Source organism: Streptomyces sp. WMMC940, assembly GCF_027460265.1.
GTDB lineage: Bacteria > Actinomycetota > Actinomycetes > Streptomycetales > Streptomycetaceae > Streptomyces.
Genome location: NZ_JAPZBC010000001.1, coordinates 559,661 through 580,740, shown reverse-complemented (window position 1 = coordinate 580,740; position 21,080 = coordinate 559,661). Strand labels below are relative to the sequence as shown.

Annotated in this window: 19 protein-coding genes and 1 pseudogene; 11 read left to right on the top strand and 9 right to left on the bottom strand. The window is 72.5% G+C overall.

All coding sequences use genetic code 11. The features are described 5' to 3' along the window. The first annotated feature begins 63 nt into the window (after positions 1-63). The 3 genes and pseudogenes from O7595_RS02725 to O7595_RS02715 form a co-directional block, all read left to right on the top strand. A complete protein-coding gene (locus tag O7595_RS02725) occupies positions 64-279 on the top strand; it encodes a hypothetical protein (RefSeq protein ID WP_269727110.1) in 216 nt (71 codons plus the stop codon). A gap of 143 nt (positions 280-422) precedes the next feature. Further along, on the top strand, positions 423-950 hold the full coding sequence (locus O7595_RS02720) for a DUF6328 family protein (RefSeq protein WP_269727109.1): 528 nt from the start codon (positions 423-425) through the stop codon (positions 948-950). 138 nt (positions 951-1,088) lie between these two features. Next, positions 1,089-1,706 (top strand): annotated as a pseudogene (locus O7595_RS02715) (lytic polysaccharide monooxygenase); the annotation flags it as partial. A 584-nt stretch (positions 1,707-2,290) separates the two neighbouring features. On the opposite strand, the gene O7595_RS02710 reads toward O7595_RS02715, so the two are convergent. The 4 genes from O7595_RS02710 to O7595_RS02695 all read right to left on the bottom strand — a co-directional run bounded on the left by O7595_RS02710 (position 2,291) and on the right by O7595_RS02695 (position 5,600). Beyond that, entirely contained in the window at positions 2,291-2,848 is a 558-nt protein-coding gene (locus tag O7595_RS02710; protein ID WP_269732717.1) for a hypothetical protein, read from the bottom strand. A gap of 453 nt (positions 2,849-3,301) precedes the next feature. Further along, complete coding sequence (locus tag O7595_RS02705; RefSeq protein ID WP_269727108.1) at positions 3,302-3,826, bottom strand: hypothetical protein; 525 nt, start codon at positions 3,824-3,826, stop codon at positions 3,302-3,304. A 162-nt stretch (positions 3,827-3,988) separates the two neighbouring features. Then, positions 3,989-4,642, bottom strand: coding sequence for a hypothetical protein (locus O7595_RS02700; protein ID WP_269727107.1), 654 nt, complete (start codon positions 4,640-4,642; stop codon positions 3,989-3,991). A gap of 508 nt (positions 4,643-5,150) precedes the next feature. Further along, positions 5,151-5,600, bottom strand: a complete 450-nt coding sequence (locus O7595_RS02695) for an ATP-binding protein (RefSeq protein WP_269727106.1) — start codon at positions 5,598-5,600, stop codon at positions 5,151-5,153. Positions 5,601-5,856: 256 nt separating this feature from the next. Here O7595_RS02695 and O7595_RS02690 point away from each other — a divergent pair, with 256 nt between their 5' ends. Further along, positions 5,857-7,521 carry a PP2C family protein-serine/threonine phosphatase gene (locus O7595_RS02690; protein WP_269727105.1) on the top strand — a complete coding sequence of 555 codons (1,665 nt, stop codon included), beginning with the start codon at positions 5,857-5,859 and terminating at the stop codon, positions 7,519-7,521. On the opposite strand, the gene O7595_RS02685 is transcribed toward O7595_RS02690, so the two are convergent. Next, positions 7,494-7,811, bottom strand: coding sequence for a hypothetical protein (locus tag O7595_RS02685; RefSeq protein ID WP_269727104.1), 318 nt, complete (start codon positions 7,809-7,811; stop codon positions 7,494-7,496). The two genes, O7595_RS02690 and O7595_RS02685, sit on opposite strands and share 28 nt — an antisense overlap. On the opposite strand from O7595_RS02685, the gene O7595_RS02680 reads away from it, so the two are divergent. From O7595_RS02680 to O7595_RS02670, 3 genes are all read left to right on the top strand, one after another. After that, a complete protein-coding gene (locus O7595_RS02680; RefSeq protein ID WP_269727103.1) occupies positions 7,789-8,832 on the top strand; it encodes a cobalamin B12-binding domain-containing protein in 1,044 nt (347 codons plus the stop codon). The two genes, O7595_RS02685 and O7595_RS02680, sit on opposite strands and share 23 nt — an antisense overlap. Positions 8,833-8,957: 125 nt before the next feature. Then, positions 8,958-9,335, top strand: coding sequence for an STAS domain-containing protein (locus O7595_RS02675; RefSeq protein ID WP_269727102.1), 378 nt, complete (start codon positions 8,958-8,960; stop codon positions 9,333-9,335). Between the two features lie 74 nt (positions 9,336-9,409). Further along, on the top strand, positions 9,410-9,910 hold the full coding sequence (locus O7595_RS02670; protein ID WP_269727101.1) for an ATP-binding protein: 501 nt from the start codon (positions 9,410-9,412) through the stop codon (positions 9,908-9,910). Between the two features lie 109 nt (positions 9,911-10,019). On the opposite strand, the gene O7595_RS02665 is transcribed toward O7595_RS02670, so the two are convergent. The 4 genes from O7595_RS02665 to O7595_RS02650 all read right to left on the bottom strand — a co-directional run bounded on the left by O7595_RS02665 (position 10,020) and on the right by O7595_RS02650 (position 11,677). After that, positions 10,020-10,142 carry a ribosomal protein bL36 gene (locus O7595_RS02665; RefSeq protein ID WP_269727100.1) on the bottom strand — a complete coding sequence of 41 codons (123 nt, stop codon included), beginning with the start codon at positions 10,140-10,142 and terminating at the stop codon, positions 10,020-10,022. A 32-nt stretch (positions 10,143-10,174) separates the two neighbouring features. Next, positions 10,175-10,339 (bottom strand): 50S ribosomal protein L33, encoded by a 165-nt coding sequence (rpmG, locus tag O7595_RS02660; RefSeq protein ID WP_269727099.1) that lies wholly within the window; start codon positions 10,337-10,339, stop codon positions 10,175-10,177. A 160-nt stretch (positions 10,340-10,499) separates the two neighbouring features. After that, complete coding sequence (locus tag O7595_RS02655) at positions 10,500-10,898, bottom strand: hypothetical protein (RefSeq protein WP_269727098.1); 399 nt, start codon at positions 10,896-10,898, stop codon at positions 10,500-10,502. A gap of 386 nt (positions 10,899-11,284) precedes the next feature. After that, complete coding sequence (locus tag O7595_RS02650) at positions 11,285-11,677, bottom strand: STAS domain-containing protein (RefSeq protein WP_269727097.1); 393 nt, start codon at positions 11,675-11,677, stop codon at positions 11,285-11,287. Positions 11,678-11,805: 128 nt separating this feature from the next. Between O7595_RS02650 and O7595_RS02645 the strand changes: the two genes are divergently transcribed. From O7595_RS02645 to O7595_RS02630, 4 genes are all read left to right on the top strand, one after another. Continuing rightward, complete coding sequence (locus O7595_RS02645; RefSeq protein ID WP_269727096.1) at positions 11,806-12,141, top strand: MarR family transcriptional regulator; 336 nt, start codon at positions 11,806-11,808, stop codon at positions 12,139-12,141. A 285-nt stretch (positions 12,142-12,426) separates the two neighbouring features. After that, a complete protein-coding gene (locus tag O7595_RS02640; protein ID WP_269727095.1) occupies positions 12,427-13,662 on the top strand; it encodes a PP2C family protein-serine/threonine phosphatase in 1,236 nt (411 codons plus the stop codon). A gap of 339 nt (positions 13,663-14,001) precedes the next feature. Next, on the top strand, positions 14,002-18,297 hold the full coding sequence (locus O7595_RS02635; protein ID WP_269727094.1) for a HAMP domain-containing protein: 4,296 nt from the start codon (positions 14,002-14,004) through the stop codon (positions 18,295-18,297). A gap of 84 nt (positions 18,298-18,381) precedes the next feature. Continuing rightward, positions 18,382-20,976, top strand: coding sequence for a PP2C family protein-serine/threonine phosphatase (locus O7595_RS02630; protein ID WP_269727093.1), 2,595 nt, complete (start codon positions 18,382-18,384; stop codon positions 20,974-20,976). Positions 20,977-21,080 lie beyond the last annotated feature (104 nt).

Sequence of the window (21,080 nt, the reverse complement as noted above, 5' to 3'; positions counted from 1 at the left end):
GTGCCCGTGTCTTCGTGGCCGCGCGGAGCAAACCGCGAGCCGTCCGTCGGCGCCCCTGCGGGTATGCACACGATCGACGGCGGAATGCACCAGCTGCTCAGGTTCGGGATGCTGCGGGCGAGGTGCTGTGCGTTCGCGGTGGCGCTGCTCGGCGGCTGGGAGCCGGTGGCGCTGACGAAGTTCGGCGCCTGGGCGCTGCTGACCAGCGTCACGTTCGTGCTCGCCGAACGCCTGCGGGGGCTCGGCGAGAGAGAACGGTTGACGAGGCAACCGACCTGAGCGTCTGAGGGCCCGATCCGAGGACCGCACGGCACCGATCCGAGGCGTACGGCACCGGACACGAGGACGTGAAGGCCCCGACGAGCGGAATCCGCCGTCCGGGTGTACAAATCCCTCACACCCCTCGTCGAGGAGGACGCCCCATGAGCGGTGAACGCGTTCCGGAAGCGGACGGCCGGCGGGACGGCCGGGAGGAGACGGAGGACGAACGGGCCGACCGCCGGTGGCAGGAGCTCGTGCAGGAGATACGCGTCGTGCAGACGGGCGTCCAGATCCTGTTCGGCTTCCTGCTGACCGTGGTGTTCACCCCGATCTTCCAGGGGCTGGACCAGACCGACAAGACCATCTACATCGTGACGGTCGTCCTCGGATCCCTGGCCACCGGAGCCCTCGTCGCCCCCGTCGCCTTCCACCGCATCGTCTCCGGGCGGCGAATCAAGCCGCAGACCGTCACATGGGCCTCACGCCTGACCTTCACCGGGATCGTGCTGCTGCTCGCCACCCTGATCGCCGCGCTGTTCCTGGTCCTGCGCACGGCGACCCATGACGGCTTCGTGCCCTACCTGGTGTCCGGTGTGCTCGCCTGGTACCTGCTGTGCTGGTTCGTCCTCCCCTTCTGGGCCCGCACGCGCTACACCGCGGACGCGGCCGTCGCCGACGACGACGCGTAGCCCTCCGCTCGCCGCGCCGCCGCCTCGACGGCGCGCGCCGGCGGTCCACCGCGTGCCAGGTGCCGCTGCGGACGAGATGAACACCGGGCCCGCCGGGGCCGTACTCCCGGGCACGATTCCCGGGAGGTCCGCCCAGCGATGCCGTTCATCCACCGCACACCCGCGGCCGCGGTCGCGCTTCTCGTCGGCACGCCGCTCGTCCTCGTTGCGGCCGGCGCCGCCCCTGCCGCCGCCCACGGCGCTCCCACGGATCCCGTCAGCCGGGCGGTCGCCTGCGGCCCCGGGGGCGGCCGTACCGACTCGGCCGCCTGTGCCGCCGCGGTGGAAACGGGCGGGCGGGCGCTGCTCGAGGAATGGGACAACATCCGAGTGGCCGGCGTGGCGGGGGACGACCGCCGGGTGATCCCCGACGGGCGGCTGTGCAGCGCGGGCATCGGGGCCTACCGGGGGCTCGACGCCCCGCGTGCCGACTGGCCCGTCACCCGTGTGAAAGCAGGCGACCGGTTCACCCTCACCTATGCGTCCACGATCCCGCACCGCGGCACCTTCAGCGTGTACCTCACCCAGGACGGTTACGACCCGCGTACGGCGCTCACCTGGGACGACCTGGAACGCGAACCGTTCCTGACCGCCACCGACCCGGTACTCCGGGACGGCGCCTACCGCGTCGAGGGCACACTTCCCGCCGCCCGGGCCGGACGGCACGTGATCTATACGATCTGGCGGAACTCCGACACCCCCGACACGTACTACTCCTGCTCCGACGTGGTTCTGACCGGCACAGGCACAGGTTCCGGCGGCGATTCCGGCAGCGGCGACGGGGAGAGCAGCGGCGGAGGCGCACGGGACGACGACGCTGCCTCGGGCGCCTCGGGCACTCCGGCCCCGCAGGACCGGCGTACGACACCGGGCCCCGGCACTCGGACGACGGATGAGAAGTCGCCGGCCGCCGCATCACCGTCCTCGGGCAACGCGCCGGGGAGCCGGGCGGCGTCCGGGACGGCCCCGGTCGCCGATGCCTCCGGCAGCCTCCCCGTCACGGTCGCGGGAGCGGCCGCAGCCCTGGCGGTCGCCGGCGCGGCCGGGGGCTACTACCTGCACAGGCGCCGCCCGACGCGCGCGAACGACGTGGCCTCGGCCTTGCCACTCGGTGAAGGCTCAGGGGCATGGGCGTCACACCGGTGCGCCGGGCCACGGCGATGGCGGTGGCCCGGCGCGCCCCGACCGTCGGTCGACGCTCCGAGGCCCCGCAGCGCCCGTCGGCGGGGCCGGATCTCCGGGAGAGGCCGCGTGACTCCTCGGCGGAGTACGCGGCATCGAGGGGCGCCCCGCCCGCGGTGTCAGCCCTCACCGCCGTCACCGCCACGGCCGCCCGCGCCGCCGGTGTCGCAGCCGATTCCGATGCAGAGCCCTCCGTCGCCGCCCGCCCCGCCGGAGCCGCCGTCGCCTTCACCGGCCGCATCCCCTCCGCCCCCGCCGTCGCCACCTGTGACGCTGCCGTGGCAGATGCCCGCGCAGATCCCGCCGTCGCCCCCGTCCCCACCGTCCTGGCCTGAGTCGCCGGTGGTGCCGTTGCCGCCGTTGGCGCTGCCGTTGCACAGTCCCGCGCAGAACCCGCCGTCCTCGCCCTCCGAGCCGTTGGCGCTGTCGTTGCAGTTGCCCACGCACGCCCGGTCGCCGACCTGGACATTGCCCTCGTCGCCCAGTTCGACGCCGAAGGGACCGCCGGCATCGCCCGCGGGAAGACGTGCGGCAGCCTGGTGTGCCGCGGGCACCGCCGACTGCGGGGCTGCTGGTGCGGCCATCGCGGCGGGGGCCATCGCACCGGCACCGAGCAGCCCGGCCGCCACCACCAGACCGAGCCGACCGGCCCAAGAACTCACACTTCCCAATCGCATGAACATCCCCTTTCTCCGGAGAAACGCCGTCCCTTGATCCCGCATGCGGTTCCGCGCCGTGTGCTTTTCCGGTCGCGCGATGCGCGGGAAAAGCCGAAGGGAATCGGAAGAACGGATGTGTTGTGTGCATCAAGTAGGCCGTGCCGTGCTCGGTGGCGTCACGCCGCGCGAATTCGGAACTTGACGTCTTCCTCGAGCCGCGGTATCGGCGGCCGAGTCTGGGCATCGCAGCGAATCGCCCGCGTGCCGCGCGGGAGCGCGGGCCGTCCTTGCCGACATGCGGATGCGCCGGTCCCGACAGGACCGGCGTGCGGGCAGTTCCACGACAACGGCCGGCCGCCCGGGCCACTGGACCCGGGCGGCCGGCAGGCGCCGGACCGTTCCCCCGTGCGCGCTCGCCCTCTCCGGTCCCCGTGCCGCTCGCCGTGCGGTTGGGGGACGGAGGACGGCCGCCTACTTCATCAGGGCCGCCCAGTCACCGTCGAGGACCTGCTCCTTCCAGGATTCGACCTCCTTCTTCGAGACGTCGTACTTCTCGGCGACCTCGGCGGTCGTCGCCTCGTCGACCAGCAGGGCGATGACGATCCGCACCTTGTCCACCACCGAAAGCTCGTCCTTCGGCTTGTCGGGCAGTTCGCCGAACTCCTCGAACTCCTCGAAGTCCTTGAGGTCCTTGAGGTCCTCGAGGCCTTCCAGGTCCTCGAGCTCCTTCAGGTCCTTGAGGTCCTCGGGGTCCGCACAGCCGGGCCGGCCGGGCTTGCCGGGCTCACCCGGCTTGCCGGGCTCGCCTCCCTTGCCGCCTTCCCCGCCCTTGCCGCAGTCCTCGGCGGACCGGCTGCCGAGGACCACGGCGTCGACGGAGGGGCTGGTGCCCTCTGCGGGACCCTGCGGCGCCTGAGCGGCGCACGCGGTCCCGGTCGCGATGGCCATCGAGGCCACCGCCAGAACGATCGAACGTTGCCAGAGTTTCCTGGACATGGGGGATGCTCCGTTTCAAGAGAGGTGAGGACGAGGGAGGGCGAGAGAATCGAGGACGAGAGAAGCGGTGCCCCCCGTTGCGCGTACGGGGTCACACCGGGGTGGGGGCCGGGCCGGCCCCCACCCCGCTCGGCGGCCGCGGGCCGCCGTGGGTGCGGGCGATCAGAAGATGCTGATGCCTCCGTCGCCGCCTTCACCGCCGTCACCGGCCGGGCCGAAGATGCTGCCTCCGCCGGCGCCGCCGCCGCCTCCTTCACCGCCGTCGCCTCCGCCGCCGCCGTCACCGGCCGGGCCGAAGACGCTGTCGCCGCCGCCACCGCCGGTGCCCCCGCCGCCGCCGTCACCGAAGACGCTGTCGCCGCCGCCACCGCCGGTGCCCCCGCCGCCGCCGTCACCGAAGACGCTGTCGCCACCGTCACCGCCGCCACCGCCGTCGCCGCCCTCGCCGAAGACGCTCTCTCCGCCGCCCCCGCCGCCGCCTCCGCCGCCCGCGCCGCCGAAGACGCTGTCGCCACCGTCACCGCCGGTGCCGCCTTCGCCGCCGTCACCGAAGACGCTGCCGCCACCGGAGCCACCGGAGCCACCGGAGCCCCCGCCGCCGAAGACGCTGTCGCCACCGGCGCCACCGGCGCCTCCCGCGCCACCGTCGGTGACCAGCACCGAAGGCGCAACGGGGTGGGCCGTCGCCGGGGTCGCGGCAGAGGCGGGGAGGGCCACGGCACCGGAAATCGCGGCAGCCGAGGCGAAAATCACCGCCAGGCGGAAACCTCGGCGCCTGGGACGCTCCTCGTTGTGGTTGTGAACGATACGGGTCATCGAAGTGCTCCTTTTCATGCCGGAATGAATGGCCTCCCCGGTCGGTCCGGGGAATTCCGGAGCGGAGGTCGCCGGGAATTCCCTGGCGTGTTTCGTTTCCGCTGCGGTGTGCTGCGCCTCCCTGTCCGGTGAGGCCCGCATCACAAGTAGGCAGGAGCGAAGGGGGCACGGTCTCGTTCCGAAGAATCGGGACTTGACGCAGTCCTGCGGGGTGGGTAAAAGCGCCGACCGACGACCCGCGGGTGTCCTCCACCGGGGACGCTGTGCGTCGATGACGGCCGTGACGAGTGCGGCCGGGGCACCGACGGGCGCTCGGCTCTGTCGGCCCTGGTGGCAGGTGAGCACCGGTACGGCCGGGCCCTGACCGCGGTGACCCGGGCGCGGGCCGGCCGATGACGGCGCGGAGGCGTACCACCGGTATCGCCGTCGCCGTCGCCGGGAATGACGGTTCAGGGCCCGGGACCGACTGGTCAGGGCCATCGGGCTCGGTCGTGGCAGCGTCGCGGTCTCAGACGATGCCCAGGCTGGCGTGGATGGTCTTGCCGCCGGGAGAGGGGGTGATCTCGACGGAGCGGCAGAGCCGCTGGACCAGCGGCCACCCGTGCCCGCCCGGCAGGACCTCGTCCGCGGACCTCTTGCAGCGGGGCGCCTCGACGGTGCGGTCGGCGACGCTGATCCGTAGGGTGTCCCCGCTCAGGGACGCGGTGAAGGAGGAGACGCCACCGCCGTGCCGCAGGGCGTTCGCCACGAGCTCGGACGCGACCAGGAGCGCGTCCGCCAGAACCGTGCTCGCGCCGACGGGCGCGTCCGGATGTATGTCCGCATTTGTAAGGGCTCGTGCACGCGGGCGCGTGACACGGCTGCCGGGCGCCAACGACAGCAGGCGCCGGACGTGGTCACGGGCGGCCGCCGCCGTGACGTCCGGCTGAGCCGGCCGCGTATGGTCGTCCGCGTTCATGACCACCCCCTCCTCGCGCGACCACGATCCGGCCCGCTCCACGAGACCGGGATCACGATGCTCCTCCGCGTGTGCCCCGTCCCACAACCGGCACACCGTCAACACCGGGTCCGGACCGCCGAATTGCGGCGCAGCGCCGGGCCGGCGGATGGCGGGACGTCGCCGCCGCTTGATGACATGCGGGGAGGTGCGGGATGGTGACACGGTCCTGGCTTCCAGCGGAAGGTGATGGGGTCCGCTCGCGGGCCTTGGGAACATGACGACTTTCGAAGGCTCCTCGCGCCGGTCGCGGGGCCTGGTCCTCGGCGTCGGCGCCTCGTGGGCGCAGGCGCCGTACCCCGCCCTGATCGCGGACCGCGCCGGCGGGGTCGTGGAGGTGAACGCGGCGGCCGCCGTGCTGTTCCCGGGCGCGCTCAGCGGCACACGGCTCGACGACGTCGTGCCCGCCTGGCTGGCCGACGCACACCGTCGTGTCACGGAGGACGGGAACGCCGACGGCGGCAAGGGTCCCGCGCGTGGCCGGCACGACGCCCTCACCCTGGAGGCCCGTCCGACGGTCGGCGACGACGGTGACGTGGTCTGGTGGCTCGTCGACGACACCGACCGGCTGCTGGCCGAGACGGCCCTGCGCGACGAACGGGAACGCACGGCCTTCCTGGCGGAGGCCTCCACCCGGCTGCTCGCCTCGCTCAACGTGGAGCGGTGCATGGAGGTGGCGGTCAGCATCGCCGCGGAGCACCTGGCCGACGCCGCCCTCCTCGTGGCCCCGGCCGCCGGCAAGCGCCACCCCATGGCGGCGAGCGTGCGGGGCGGCTCCGTCGTCCACACCGACGGCAGGGTCGACCCTTCCGCGGTACCGGGTCTGAGCGAGGCGCTGCAGGGCTTTCCACCCGTGCCGTCCCGCTGGATCGACCCGTCCACCCTGCCGGACTGGGCTGTGCCCGACGGAATGGACGGGGCCGTCGGCTCCGTCGTGGTCACCCCGCTCCCCGGCCACGGGGTGCCGGCCGGTGCGCTGATACTGCTGCGCCGCGGCGAGAACGCCGCATTCGACGCCTCGGAGGAGGTCTTCGCACGCGTTTTCGCCGCCCGCGCGGGAGTGGCGCTGTCCGCCGCCCGCCTCTACACGGAGCAGGCGAGCATCACGGCGACGCTGATGGTGGAACTGCTGCCGCCGAAGCTCCGGCACGTGCACGGTGTGGAGTTCGCCGGCGGCTACCGAGCCTCACGCGACACCGAGCGGATCGGCGGCGACTTCTACGACGTCCACCCGAGCGCCTCGTCCGACCAGGAGACGTTCGCCGTACTCGGCGACGTGTGCGGCAAGGGTCTGGCGGCCGCGGTCCTGACGGGCAAGATCCGCAACACCCTGCAGGCGCTGCTCCCCCTGGCCGACGACCACGAGAACCTGCTGCGGCGGCTCAACGGCGCACTGGTCAATGACCGGCAAGCCCGCTACGCCACCCTGGTCCTGGCCTCGGTGCGCCGTGAGGGACGCGCCACCCGCCTTCGTCTGACCAGTGCCGGGCATCCCAGACCGCTGATCGTGCGGTACGACGGCCAGGTCGAGGAGGCCGACACCTCGGGAACCCTGATCGGGGCCCTGCCCGAGGTCAACGCCCGTACCGCCCACGTGGATCTGCGGCCGGGGGAGACCTGCCTGCTGTACACGGACGGCATCACCGAGGCCAGGGGCGGTCCCCTCGGCGATGTGATGTTCGGGGAGGAACGGCTGAGGGCGGCGCTGGCCGAATGCGCCGGTCTGCCCGCCGAGGCGGTCGTGGAGCGCTTGCAGATGCTGGCCTCCGAGTGGGTCGGCGGTGGGCCGCACGACGACATAGCGGTGGTGGCGATCACCGCGCCGCACGGCACCCGTCCCACGGCAGTCGAGGGTCACACCCGGGGCAGGTACACCTCATGACCGACATTCGCGACGCGATGGCCGACCACCTCCACGAGGCTCGCCTCGGCGCCGGCGGCTCCGCGGAGGCCGCCGTCACCGGCGAAGTCGACCGGGCCGCCGCAGCCGGGTCGATCGGCCATGCGGGCCGGCCCGGCCGAGCCGTGGCGTCCGGGAGCGCCGTCGCAGCCCTCGAAGCCGTCGCCGTCGGCCGAGCCGGCCGGGCGGCGGCCGAGGAGTCCCGTCCCGCGCTGCTGTCCCGCGCCCGACGACGAACTCTGGCAGGCCGTGGACGCGCGGGACGAACTCACGGCCGCTCGAGCGGTGTTCGCGCTGCTGGACTCCGGTCTCGCGGCGGAGGACGTCCTGCTGGAGGTCATCGCGCCGGTGCAGCACAAGGTCGGGGTGGAGTGGGCCGCCGGACGCATCACCGTCGCCCAGGAGCATGCCGCGACCGCCATCCACGACCGGATCATCGCTGCCATGGCGCACCGGACCGGGCCGAAGTCCCGGGAGCCCGAGGAGACCGGGGTGAGCGTCACGGTCGCCTGCGTCGAGGGCGAGTGGCACGCTCTGCCCGCCCGGATCCTCGCCGAGACGCTGCGTCTGCGGGGCCACAGGGTCGACTTCCTCGGTGCCCAGGTCCCCACCCCGCACCTCATCGCGCATCTGCACCGGACCGCGCCGGACGTCGTGGCACTGTCCTCCTCCCTTCCCACCCGGCTGCCGACGGCCCACGCGGCCATCACGGCGGTGCAGGCCACGGGCGTGCCGGTGCTGGCGGGCGGGGCGGCGTTCGCCTCCGACGGCCGCTACGCGCGCCGGCTCGGCGCCGACGCCTGGGCGGCGGAGGCCCGTGAGGCCGCCGACGTGCTCGACCGGGGTCTGTCCCGCCCGCACATGGACGCCGCGCGGACGGCCGTCGAGGACCTGCCCCATCTGAGCGACCAGGAATACACGATGGTGAGCCGTGGCAAGCGGCAACTGGTGAGGAACACCCTGGCGGGTCTGGAGCGGCGGCTGCCCGCGATGCGGTCGTACGGCGAAGCCGAACGCGAGCGCACCGCAGAGGACGTCGCCCACATCGTCGACTTCCTCGCCGCCGCGCTCTACATCGACGACGTACGGCTGTTCACCGGCTTCCTCGACTGGACCGGCGACATCCTGGAAGCCCGGGGGGTGCCCGCGCAGGTCCTCCTGCCCGGGATGGATCTCCTCCAGGAGGACCTCAAGGACTTCCCCCGTGCCCTGGACCTCCTCGCTCAGGGGGCGGCCGTTCTCCACGGGCGGGACCGGTTTCCCAGGATCCCAGGCACCGGCACCGGAACATGACCGCGTCTCCCGGCCGCACGTGCCGACTGGAGGTCACCACCGACGACGACCTCGGCGTAGGGCGGAACGGCCCGGGGAAGCACCCCGCTCTTCGCGCGCCGCTCGTGAACTGGGACAATGCCTCGATGAGCGAAGACCTTGAAGTGACCGCGACCTCGGTCGACGGCGTACGCGTCGTGCAGGCCGGCGGTGAGTTCGACGCGGACGAGGCCGGGACGCTGGCTCAGGCGCTCGTCACGCCCGTCGACGGCACCTCCCTCGGCGTCGTCGTCGACCTGTCCCGGGTCACCTTCGCCGACTCCTCGTTCCTCCACACACTCATCGAGGCGCACCGGGGCCATACGGCGGCCGGTGTCCCGTTCGTGCTCGCCCAGCCCCACCCGACGGTCCAGCGGCTGCTGGACCTCACCGACACGGCCCGCTTCTTCACGGTCGCCCCCACGACGACCGCCGCTGTGGACGATATCCGGGGAGCACGCAGCAACGGCCACCACGTCCGGTGAACGGCGTACCGGAGCAGCGCGCGGTGCATCACGAGCAGAAGGCGACGGACGTGGCGACGGCGGGAGGCGGAAGCATGACGAACGAGGCCGCCACCGGCCGTGAGCAGCTTCCCGGCACGCCGAGGGGCACGCGCGCGGCCCCTTCCGCATCGGGCCCAGGCACCCACGGGCAACGTCCCTCGCCGGTGCCGGTCACGCACGGGCAGCGCCCCGGTACGGCCGCCGCCGCCCGTGAGCGGGTACGCAGGCTCCTCGACGGACACGCCGGGGCGCCTCTGCCGCCGCGCGTGGTCGGCGACATCCTGCTGGTCACGTCCGAACTCGTCACCAACGCGCTGCGGCACGGGGGCGGCCTCGCGTCCTTCCATGCGGAGCTCGACGGCGGCACCGTCCGCATCAGGGTGACCGACCGCTCGCCCACACCGCCCAGCACGGTGCCGCGCCGCCGGGTCACCACCCCGGGCGGCTTCGGCTGGCCCCTCGTCCAGCGCCTCAGCCGCAGTGTCACGATCACCCCCGCCCCCGGCGGCAAGACCGTCGAGGCCGTCCTGGTACTCACCTCCGACGGCCCCTGACCACGCTCCTCGTGGGACGCCACCCGGGCGGTGCCCCACAGGGACCCTTTCGGACCCCAACGGCACCCGGCCGCCGCGGACATCCGCGGCGGCCGGGTGCCAGGCGCTGTCAGCCCTGTCGGGTCTTGAAGCGCGGCTCCCTCTCGTTGAGGACGAACGTCGCCCCTCTGCGTCTGACGACCTGGGCGCCCGGCCTGGCCTTCAGCGCGCGCAGCGATCTGCGTACCTTCATCGCTCTTCCCTTCTCGGCGTGGGGGCGGGGCGTCAGCGCACCTCGCGGTACGGGACGTGCCGGCCGGCTGCGGGGTCGAACTTGCGCAGCACGAGCCGGTCGGGGTCGTTCAGCCGGTTCTTGCGCGTCACATAGGAGTGACCGGTGCCGGCCGACGACCGGAGTGTCACGACGGGGCGCCTGTCGTTGCGGGCCATTTTTCCCTCTCGCAGGAGATCCGGGCGCTCCGGCGGCTGGGCGGTCGATTCGGACCGGCGGTCCGAAGGCCGCGCCGGAGTCGACAGGTGCAACGACGCCGTTGCGCATGACATTCCCGTGGGCTGGTGGCGTGCGGACCGGCCGGTGGCGTGACTGCCGTCACCCCGTGGTCGGTGGCCTCGCGGTGTGGTCGGGGTGGTGGCGCGACCGGCGGGCCTCCTTCATCTCGGCCTCGTACAGATGGTCACGGCCGTCGGCGAGATCGCGCACCACGTCGCGTTCCAGGTCGGCGAAGGGCCGGTAGTAGGTCCTGTTGTAGGCCTCGATGATCTGGAACGTCCAGTGTCCCGGGATCACGTTGCGGCCCAGGATCTCCCGCTCGACCACGTCGGCGTGGTCGGAATGACCGGCTTCGCGGAGCAGGCGGACGGCGTTGTCCAGCTCCAGGTCGGCGCTGCCGGTCAACTGGTGGAAGGCGTAGAGATGTCCTCGCGCCCGCTCCGTGGTCTCCAGGGCCTTGGACAGTGATCCAAGCGCCTGCACGGTTTCGTCGCTCATGTGCTCGGGGCGTCGGTGGGAGGGGTCCGGTGAGTCCGTGGGGTCTTCCGTCACCCTGTTCGTATGCCCCCGGGCGGGCGAGGATCGGCATCCGGTCGGCCATTTGCCCGGCTGCCCGCGCCGAAGGCCGGGCCGTGCTCCGGCAACGCCTCGCCGGCCGCGGACCGCGGGCTGCCCGTGCCCGCGGCGAGCGCGGCGTCCGGTGGTGAGCGCGGCGTTGCGGGCACGGCTCGTGGAGGGGGCAGGACTTCCGCCCGGCGGGCCGGGCCCCGCGCCGTGCGTTCGCTCCGCCGCCCCGTGCGATCCGCGCCGGCGGTCACGTCGCGTGCCCGCCCGCGCGCGTTCGTCCGGAGGCTCTCGTCGGGAGGCTCGGGGACTCGGGCTCCCTACCGCGGACAGGGGAACAGGGAGGCGGTGCCGCTCAGATCGAGGAGCCGTGCCACAGCGGCGCTTCGGGCGCCGAGGGTGATGCGTTTCCCCCGGTCCCGTGCCTCATCCCGCATCCCCAGGAGCACGTTTAGCCCCGAGCAGTCCAGGAAGGGCACACCCTGGAGGTCCAGCTCCAGGCCGGTGCGTGACCGTCCCAGTGCCTCCCGCAGGGCTAGCCTCAGCGCCGGAGCCGTGTCGAAGTCCAGCTCGCCCCGGATCACCACCACCAGGCACCCGTCGCTCCCGGGATAGGTGTCCGTCGTGAAGGGCGGCGGGGTCGCCGGGGCCGCGGCGGCCGCTGTCGCCGCACCCCACGATCCGGATCCGTGTACGAACTCATGCTCTGCCATGGCGGCCTCTCCCAAGTCCACCGGTCTTCTCCCCTCCAAGGTCACCCCCGAGCATGTGACCCGTCAAGAGTTACACGAAACTCTGTTCATGTCTTCTCTTGCGTCCTCTTCGGCCATAGGATCAAGCCATGGGTGCAGTTCCAGAACCGCACAACGGGTGGACGTTCATCACGAACCACGCCCGTGTGCTCGCCGCCATCGCCGACAACTCGAACGTGCGCATCCGGGACATCGCAGCGCACTGCCGACTCACGGAGCGGGCCGTTCAGAAGATCATCGCCGACCTGGAGCAGGCGGGGTATCTGTCCCACACGCGTGAGGGGCGTACGAACAGCTACCACATCGAGCAGGCGAAGGTGCTGCGTCACCCGGCCGAGGCGGGGCTCACGGTGGCCGCACTGCTCTCCCTGCTCGTCGCGGACGAGGCCGACCGCGTCGTGGGCCCGGATGCCGAGGCGCGCTGACCCTCGTGGACCGAGTGCGGCTCGGGTCGGGGCGCGGGCTCGAGGCGTCGGGGATGCGCGGCATGCGCTCCGGCCGCGGCACGGCGGCTGCCCGCGACCCTGCGGACGGCCCAGGGCCCGTTCCGAACCTCCGGACGGCAGGCCGGTGCCCGTCCCGCGGCGAAGCGTAGGCTGAAGACGCAGGCGGGTATCTCGCTTATCGTCTGCCGCGCAGCAGGACTGCGGCCCTCACGTTCGTCCAGGTCGACGGGCGGACGCGGGCCTTCTTCTCCCGATGGGCCCGTCATGGCGACGCACGACACCAGCCGCATGCTGAGCGGGTTGCTCAAGTCCTCCCACCTGGCCACCTTCGAGCGGCTGCCGGCCCTGGTGGCCGAGAGCGCCCGGCACGCCGGCCTGGGCGACGTCCGTGTCTTCGTCGCCGATCTGCAGCAGGACTACCTGCGAGAGGTCACCGGGCGCGGCATCGACGCCGGCCTGGGCGGTCAGGAGCTGCGCATCGACGCCACCATGGCGGGCAGGGCGTTCATGACCGCCCACACGCTGTCCACCACGATCGGGGACCGGGAGCAGTACTGGCTGCCGGTTCTGGACGGCACCGAGCGTCTGGGGGTGCTGCGCGTCGACGCCCGGCCGGACGGGAGCGGCGCCGCCGAGGCGATGGAGGCGCTGGCGTCGGTGGTGGGTCTGCTGCTGGTGTCCAAACGAGCCAACAGCGATTCCTTCGCCCGTCTGACCCGGGTGCGTCCCATGACGGTCTCCGCCGAGATGCAGTGGACCCTGATGCCGCCCCGGACCTTCGCCAACGGCACGGTCACCATCGCCGCGCAGATGGAGCCGGCGTACGAGACCGCCGGGGACGCGTTCGACTACGCCCTGGCCGCCGACGTGGCCCACCTCGCGGTCTTCGACGCCATGGGGCACGACACGGCGGCAGGCCTGACCGCGAACCTGGCGATGGCCGTGTGCCGCAACCAGCGCCGTCACGGAGCCTCTCTGGCGGACGTGTGCCAGGCGGTCGAGCAGCTGCTGGTCCAGCAGTTCAGCCACACCTGCTACACCACGGTCCTCCTGGCCGACCTCGATCTGGTCACCGGCCGTCTGGCGTGGGTCACCTGCGGTCATCTGCCACCGGTGCTCATCCGCGACGGCCGCTGGGTCACACACCTGGAATGCCCGCCGTGCCACCCGCTGGGCACCGAACTGGGCATGCCGCTCACGGTGTGCCGTGAGCAGTTGCAGCCCGGTGACCGGATCGTGCTGTACACGGACGGCATCACCGAAGCCCGCGATGCCGACGGCGAGGAGTTCGGACTCGGCCGATTCGTCGACTTCGTCATCAGGCGTCAGGCGGACGGACTGCCCGTGCCGGAGACCCTGCGGCGGCTCATTCACGCGGTCCTCGACCACCACCACGGCAATCTCAAGGACGACGCCACCGTCCTGATCTGCGAATGGCACGGCAACCGCCACACTGCCGGTCACGCGCACACGACGCCGGTCCACCGGGCGGAAGCCTGACGACGCTCGGAGGGGCCGCGGCCCCTCCCGCCCGTGCGGGTTGCCGCAGCGCCGGACGACGTCCTCGGGGGCCCGCGAATCCCGGTCCGCCGCGGCGCCGGAGGACGTCCCGGCCCGCCCGGCACGCCCCGGTCCGCCGCCGCTCGACGCCCGTCCGATACGACGGGCGCTGTGCACACCCAGGACCGCGGCACGGTACGCTGCCTCGTATTTTGTCGCACGACAACGGTTTCCGGACCGGTCGTGCGACGGGGTACGGGGGTGGGCCTTCCGCCGGAGGGCCGCAGCGCTCCACCCGTCGTCGGCGGGCGGAGACGGGTCAGGCTAACGAGGGTGGTCATGGCTGAGACGACGGTGGGGAAGACGCGTCCGGTGCGGCGCGCGGGGTCGCGCGACGGGGGCGCCGTGGGAGAGCCCGAGCTGCGGCAGCTGCTGGCCGGGCTCACGGCCGTACGGGACGGCGACTTCGGCACCCGGCTGCCGGACGACGCCGACGGCCTGCTCGGCGAGATCGCCGGTGTGTTCAACGGTATGGTCGACCAACTCTCGCTGTTCACCTCCGAGGTGACCCGGGTCGCCCGCGAGGTCGGCACCGAAGGGACACTCGGGGGCCAGGCCGAGGTCCCCGGTGTGTCGGGAACGTGGGCCGACCTGACCGACTCGGTGAACGCGATGGCGGGCAACCTCACCACGCAGGTGCGGGACATCGCCCAGGTCGCGACGGCCGTGGCGCGCGGCGATCTGTCGCAGAAGATCGATGTGGACGCGCGGGGGGAGATCCTGGAGTTGAAGGAGACCATCAACACGATGGTCGACCAGCTCTCCGCGTTCGCCGACGAGGTCACCCGCGTCGCCCGCGAGGTGGGCACCGAGGGCCGGCTGGGCGGACAGGCCGACGTCAAGGGCGTCTCCGGCACCTGGCGGGACCTGACCGACTCCGTCAACTTCATGGCGGGCAACCTCACCGCCCAGGTCCGCTCGATCGCCCAGGTCGCGACGGCGGTGGCGCGCGGCGATCTGTCGCAGAAGATCGATGTGGACGCGCGGGGGGAGATCCTGGAGTTGAAGGAGACCATCAACACGATGGTCGACCAGCTGTCCTCCTTCGCCGCCGAAGTGACGCGCGTCGCCCGCGAGGTGGGCACCGAGGGCCGGCTGGGTGGACAGGCCGACGTCAAGGGCGTCTCCGGCACGTGGAAGGACCTCACCGAGTCGGTGAACGTGATGGGCGACAACCTCACCGCCCAGGTCCGCTCGATCGCCCAGGTCACCACGGCCGTCGCCCAGGGCGACCTCACCCAGAAGATCCGCGTGGACGCGCGGGGGGAGATCCTGGAGTTGAAGGAGACCATCAACACGATGGTCGACCAGCTGTCCTCCTTCGCCGACGAGGTCACCCGCGTCGCCCGTGAGGTGGGCACCGAGGGCAACCTCGGCGGCCAGGCGACGGTCCGCGGTGCCTCCGGTACCTGGAAGGACCTCACCGACAACGTCAACGTCATGGCCTCCAACCTGACCGGGCAGGTCCGTTCCATCGCCCAGGTGGCCACCGCCGTGGCCCGTGGCGACCTGTCCCGGAAGATCACGGTCGAGGCCAAGGGCGAGGTCGCCGCGCTGGCCGAAGTGATCAACACCATGGTGGACACGCTCTCCGCGTTCGCCGACGAGGTCACCCGCGTCGCCCGCGAGGTGGGCACCGAGGGCCGGCTCGGCGGCCAGGCCCGGGTGCCGAACGTCGCCGGCACCTGGAAGGACCTCACCGACCACGTCAACTCCATGGCGACCAACCTGACCAACCAGGTGCGCAACATCGCGCAGGTCACCACGGCCGTCGCCAACGGCGATCTGTCGAAGAAGATCGACGTGGACGCGCGGGGCGAGATCCTGGAACTGAAGACGACCATCAACACGATGGTCGACCAGCTGTCGTCGTTCGCCGCCGAGGTCACCCGGGTCGCCCGTGAGGTCGGCAGCGAGGGGCGGCTGGGCGGCCAGGCCGAGGTCGAGGGCGTCTCCGGCACCTGGAAGCGGCTCACGGAGAACGTGAACGAGCTGGCCGGGAACCTCACCCGCCAGGTCCGCGCCATCGCCGAGGTCACCAGCGCCGTCGCCGAGGGCGACCTGACCCGCTCCATCACCGTGGACGCCTCGGGTGAGGTCTCCGAACTCAAGGACAACATCAACGCGATGGTGGAGTCCCTGCGCGCCACCACCAGCGCCAACCAGGAACAGGACTGGCTCAAGACCAACCTCGCCCGGATCTCCGGGCTGATGCAGGGCCATCGCGATCTGGCGGTGGTGGCCGAGCTGGTCATGGACGAGCTGACCCCGCTCGTGTCCGCCCAGTACGGCGCGTTCTACCTCGCCGAGGAGAGCCAGGACGACACCGAACTCCGGCTCGTCGGTTCGTACGGCCGCCCCGCAGGCACGCCGGGCCAGGACCGTTTCAAGCTGGGCGAGTCCCTGGTCGGCCAGGCCGCCCTCAGCCGCCGTACGATCGCCGCCGACAACGTGCCGGGCGACTACGTCATCTCCTCCGGGCTCGGCCGTACGACGCCGGGAAGCCTGATCGTGCTGCCCGTCGTCGTCGAGGAACAGGTCCTCGGCGTCATCGAACTGGCCTCGTTCACGCCGTTCACGCCGGTCCACCGGGACTTCCTCGGCCAGCTCATGGAGATGATCGGCGTCAACGTCAACACCATCGTGGCCGACGCCCGCACCGACGAACTCCTCGGCGAGTCGCAGCGCCTGGCCACCGAGCTTCAGTCCCGCTCCGAGGAACTGCAGGTCCAGCAGGAGGAACTGCAGCGGTCCAACGCCGAACTGGAGGAGAAGGCCGCCCTGCTGGCGGACCGCAACAGCGCCATCGAGGGCAAGAACCTCGAGATCGAGCAGGCACGCCAGGAACTCGAGGACCGCGCCCAGCAGCTGGCGCTCGCGTCCCGGTACAAGTCGGAGTTCCTGGCCAACATGAGCCACGAGCTGCGCACCCCGCTCAACAGCCTGCTGATCCTCGCCCAGTTGCTGGCCCAGAACCCGACCCGCAATCTCACCCCGAAGCAGGTCGAGTACGCCGGCATCATCCACTCCGCCGGATCCGACCTGCTCCAGCTCATCAACGACATCCTCGACCTGTCCAAGGTCGAGGCGGGCAAGATGGACCTCAATCCGGAGCGCATCGCGCTGCGTCCGCTGCTCGACTACGTAGAGGCGACGTTCCGGCCGGTCACGACGCAGAAGAGTCTCGACTTCACCATCTCCACCGCGCCCGGCGTCCCGGCCGATCTGGTGACCGACGACTCCCGGCTCCGCCAGGTGCTGCGCAACCTCATCTCCAACGCGGTGAAGTTCACCGAGCGCGGCAGCGTGGAACTGCGCATCGAACCGGCGTCCGACGGCGAGCTGCCCGACTCCGTCCACCGCGGCGGCGCCGTGGTGGCCTTCCGCGTCAAGGACACCGGCATCGGCATCGCCGAGCAGCAACTGGAGGTCATCTTCGGGGCATTCCAGCAGGCGGACGGCACGACCAGCCGCAAGTACGGCGGCACGGGCCTGGGACTGTCCATCAGCCGTGAGATCGCGCATCTGCTCGGCGGCGCCGTGACCGCCGAGAGCACGCTCGGCCGGGGCAGCACCTTCACCCTCTACCTCCCGGTCGCACGGACCGACTTCCAGGGCCGGACCGACGACCCGGCCCGTCCCCCGGCCAGGACCGAGGAAGCCGCGGAGGCCGCGGACGGTGAGCGGCCCGCCGGGGTCCTCGGCGCCGCCCGAGCCCGGCAGCCCCGGCGGCTGCTGGTGATCGAGGAGCGTCCCCGCGGTCTGCTGTCGCTCGTGGCCGAGAGCGCGGTCGGCGAACTCGCCGGCGGCGATCTGCCCGACCGCGACGACTTCGAGGTCGTCGCCTCGGTCGGGCCTGAGGAGGCGGCCGCGGCCCTCGCCACCGACCCGTTCCACTGCGTGGTCCTCCAACTCGACACGGCCGACGGGCAGGCGCTGCGCTTCCTCGACGCCATGGACGGGGACGCCGCGCTGCGGACCGTACCCGTACTCGCCCACAACAACCGCCGGCTGGACGCGGCGGACGAGCGCGCGCTCCAGTCCCGCGTCCACGAGCGGCCGCTGGAGCTGCTGTCCAGCCTGGACGAACTCCGCGAGCGCATCGCCCTGTACCTCTCGGCCGAGCAGCCCGGGGACGTCGTACCGCTGGTGAGGGTGGAGGAGAGCCACCAGCAGCCGTCGAGTGCCGCCGGAGGGCTCCAGGGCCGTACGGTCCTCGTCGTCGACGACGACGCCCGCAACCTGTACGCGCTCAGCGGCATCCTCGAACTGCACGGCATCCGGGTGCTCCACGCCGAGAACGGCCGGCAGGGCATCGACAAGCTGGCCGAGCACCCCGAGATCGACCTGATCCTGATGGACGTGATGATGCCGGAGATGGACGGCTACGCGGCCACGTCCAAGATCCGCCGGATGCCCGAGCACACGGCGTTGCCGATCATCACGGTCACGGCGAAGGCGATGCCCGGAGACCGGGAGAAGAGCCTCGCCGCGGGGGCCAGCGACTACGTCACCAAGCCCGTGAACGCCGACGACCTCGTGGCCTGTCTCCGCAGGTGGCTCAGTGCCCCGTGACACACGCCGCGCCGCGGCGAACGACCCGTGCCGGAGCACGCACGGCCTCCCTCTTCACCCTCACCCCGAGGAGTCCGCAGCGCCATGAGCCGAACCGAGCCCGCCGGGAACGCACCACCCGGTGACGACGCGCTGCTCGCTCCCGGGGCCGTTCCGGCACCCGGCTCAGAGGGGCGGTCCGGTGCCTGGCCGGGGCCGGACCCGGCGCACGGGACGGAAGCGGGAGCGAGCCCGCTGCCCGCGGCGACGGGCGCGCCGAGCGCCGCCACCGGGCCGCGGGGCGCGGCCGCGACGGGCACGCCCGGTACACCCCACGACCCCACCGGGCCGGAGGAGGTGCGGGACCGCACCTCCAGCGTCGGCCGCCTCGCGGCCACCGTGGAACGGCTCCGCAAGGAGGTCCGAGCCGCGCACGCGGCCGCCGACGGGCGGGCCCTCGTCGAGCTCGCCAAGGGCGTTCTGATCGAACGCCTCAGCTGCGGGCCCGCCCAGGCGGCTGCCCAACTGGCCGAACTCGCCGACCAGGCGGGCCTCTCGCAGCTCGAACTCGCCGCGGACATCATCAACCAGGCCGCCCGTGACGAAGTCGCGGACATCGCGGGCGAGTTCGTCCGTCGCACCCATGGCCACCCGGACCGAGAGGGACCGGGCCGGTCCGTCGCCGTCCGGCTGCGCACGGCCGAGAGCGCCGCGTTGGCCTCGGGCGACACCCAGGCGGTCGCCGAGTCGTTGCTCGAGCACGCCCTCGGCCCGCTGGGGGCGACGGCCGTCGCCGTGTGGACCGCGGGGGTGGACGGCTCCCTCTCGCTCAGCGGCCACGCAGGCTTCAGCACGGACGAGGCGGCACGCTGGCGCTACGTGCCGCCCGGCGTGGCCACCGTCGCCCGCCAGGCGCTCGGCGACCGGCGCCCGGTGCACATTCCCTGCCTCGCCGAGGCCGGCGTGCCGTCCATCGGCCACGGCAGGACCGCGCAGGGCGGCCGGATCGCCCTCCCCGCCGGAACCGGCGGCAGGATCCACGGAGTTCTGGAGATCTGCTGGCCGCAACCGCTCCCCGACCGGGCGCCCGCCGTCGAGCGCCAGTTGGACGCGCTGGCCGAACTGTGCGCCCACACCCTGGAGAGCGCGCCCGTCGGCGCGGGTCTCCAGGCACCGCGGGAGTCCGCCGGCGTGGCCGAGCTCGTGGAGCTGTCCGAAGGGCTGCACGACCCGGCGCTCGTCCTCACCCCGCACCTCGACGCCCACGGCCATCTCACCGACTTCCGCGTCCGCCACGCCAACAGCCGCTTCCTCGACCCGGCGGGCCGGCCCCGCAGTGCCGTCAGCGGCGCCCTGCTGCTCGAGGCGTACCCCATGGCCGCGGCGGACAGCGACCTCTTCGACAAGGTCGAACGCGTCTACGCGACAGGCGAACCGTTCCGGGCCCGGCGGATGACCCTCACCGCGCTCGTCGACCAGGTGCCGCTCGACACCGTCGCCGACCTCAGCATCAGCCGGCACGGCCACGCCGTGCTGCTCATCTGGCGCATCGAGGACGAGACCGCACGCCTGGCCAGTCTGCTCCAGCACGCCCAGCGCCTCGGGCGCATAGGGGGATTCGAGGAGAACCTGGTCAGCGGCGAAGTCACCTGGAACGGGCAGCTGTTCGCCCTGTACGGCCGCGCCGTCACCGACAGCCCCGTCCACCTGGAGGATCTCTCCGCCCACGCGCACCCCGACGACGCGGTCACCATCGGCCGATTCCTCCAAGCCGTGCTGCACCACCGGCGGCCCGCCTCGACGGCGTTCCGCCTGCGGCGCCCGGACGGCGTCACCCGGCACATCCGGGTCATCGCCGAACCCGTCCTCGACGCGGAGAACCGCCTCATCGCCGTGCGCGGGGCCTACCAGGACATCTCCTCGCAGCACTGGACCGAGGTCGCGCTGGCCGCCACCCGCGACCAACTGGAGCACACCGAGAAGGAGTCGGCCGAGCGCAACAGGCTCGCGCTGCAGCTCCAGCACGCCATCATGCCGCCACGCCGTGCGCCGCTCGACGCCCCCGGCCTCGAGGTCGCCGTCCGCTACCGGCCCGCCGAATCGGAGTCCCTGGTCGGCGGCGACTGGTACGACGCGGTCGTGCTGCCGTCCAAGCGCATCCTGCTGTGCGTGGGCGACGTCGCCGGTCACGGCATCGAGGCGGCCACCGGCATGGTCGTGCTCCGCAACGCCGTACGCGGCCTCGCGGTCACCGGCGCCGGCCCGGCCCAACTGCTGTCCTGGCTGAACATCGTGGCGCACCATCTGACCGAGCACGTCACCGCCACCGCGGTCTGCGGCCTGTACGACCCCGAGACCCGCATGCTGCGCTGGGCCAGGGCAGGGCATCTGCCCCCGGTCCTCGTACGCGGTGCCGACGCGACCACCCTTCCGATGCCCGGCGGCCTGCTCCTGGGTGCCCTCGGCGATGCGCAGTACGAGGAGTCCGACGTCCAACTGGAGCCGGGCGACACCCTGCTGATGTACACCGACGGCCTCGTCGAGCGCCGGGACACCTCCGTCCACGACTCCCTGACCCAACTGCTCGGCACCGCCCAGACCGCGTCCGCGACCCTGGAACGGCGACTGGACCATCTGCTCACCCACAGCAAGTCCGACACCGACGACGACACCTGCCTCATCGGCGTCCGGGTGCTCTGACCCGGCGTGCTGGAGCCGGGGCCGGGGCCGGGCGCCCTCGGGGGTGGTACTGGAGGAGGCGGAGCGCATCACCCGCACCCCTGTACGGGACCTTCCCGTCGCAC

Bases quoted from the DNA above. Each gene is read 5' to 3' on its own strand.
- O7595_RS02725 (WP_269727110.1), top strand. From the start codon at position 64: ATGCACACGATCGACGGCGGAATGCACCAGCTGCTCAGGTTCGGGATG.
- O7595_RS02720 (WP_269727109.1), top strand. From the start codon at position 423: ATGAGCGGTGAACGCGTTCCGGAAGCGGACGGCCGGCGGGACGGCCGG.
- O7595_RS02710 (WP_269732717.1), bottom strand. From the start codon at position 2,848: ATGCGATTGGGAAGTGTGAGTTCTTGGGCCGGTCGGCTCGGTCTGGTG.
- O7595_RS02705 (WP_269727108.1), bottom strand. From the start codon at position 3,826: ATGTCCAGGAAACTCTGGCAACGTTCGATCGTTCTGGCGGTGGCCTCG.
- O7595_RS02700 (WP_269727107.1), bottom strand. From the start codon at position 4,642: ATGACCCGTATCGTTCACAACCACAACGAGGAGCGTCCCAGGCGCCGA.
- O7595_RS02695 (WP_269727106.1), bottom strand. From the start codon at position 5,600: ATGAACGCGGACGACCATACGCGGCCGGCTCAGCCGGACGTCACGGCG.
- O7595_RS02690 (WP_269727105.1), top strand. From the start codon at position 5,857: ATGACGACTTTCGAAGGCTCCTCGCGCCGGTCGCGGGGCCTGGTCCTC.
- O7595_RS02675 (WP_269727102.1), top strand. From the start codon at position 8,958: ATGAGCGAAGACCTTGAAGTGACCGCGACCTCGGTCGACGGCGTACGC.
- O7595_RS02670 (WP_269727101.1), top strand. From the start codon at position 9,410: ATGACGAACGAGGCCGCCACCGGCCGTGAGCAGCTTCCCGGCACGCCG.
- O7595_RS02665 (WP_269727100.1), bottom strand. From the start codon at position 10,142: ATGAAGGTACGCAGATCGCTGCGCGCGCTGAAGGCCAGGCCGGGCGCC.
- rpmG (WP_269727099.1), bottom strand. From the start codon at position 10,339: ATGGCCCGCAACGACAGGCGCCCCGTCGTGACACTCCGGTCGTCGGCC.
- O7595_RS02655 (WP_269727098.1), bottom strand. From the start codon at position 10,898: ATGAGCGACGAAACCGTGCAGGCGCTTGGATCACTGTCCAAGGCCCTG.
- O7595_RS02650 (WP_269727097.1), bottom strand. From the start codon at position 11,677: ATGGCAGAGCATGAGTTCGTACACGGATCCGGATCGTGGGGTGCGGCG.
- O7595_RS02645 (WP_269727096.1), top strand. From the start codon at position 11,806: ATGGGTGCAGTTCCAGAACCGCACAACGGGTGGACGTTCATCACGAAC.
- O7595_RS02640 (WP_269727095.1), top strand. From the start codon at position 12,427: ATGGCGACGCACGACACCAGCCGCATGCTGAGCGGGTTGCTCAAGTCC.
- O7595_RS02635 (WP_269727094.1), top strand. From the start codon at position 14,002: ATGGCTGAGACGACGGTGGGGAAGACGCGTCCGGTGCGGCGCGCGGGG.
- O7595_RS02630 (WP_269727093.1), top strand. From the start codon at position 18,382: ATGAGCCGAACCGAGCCCGCCGGGAACGCACCACCCGGTGACGACGCG.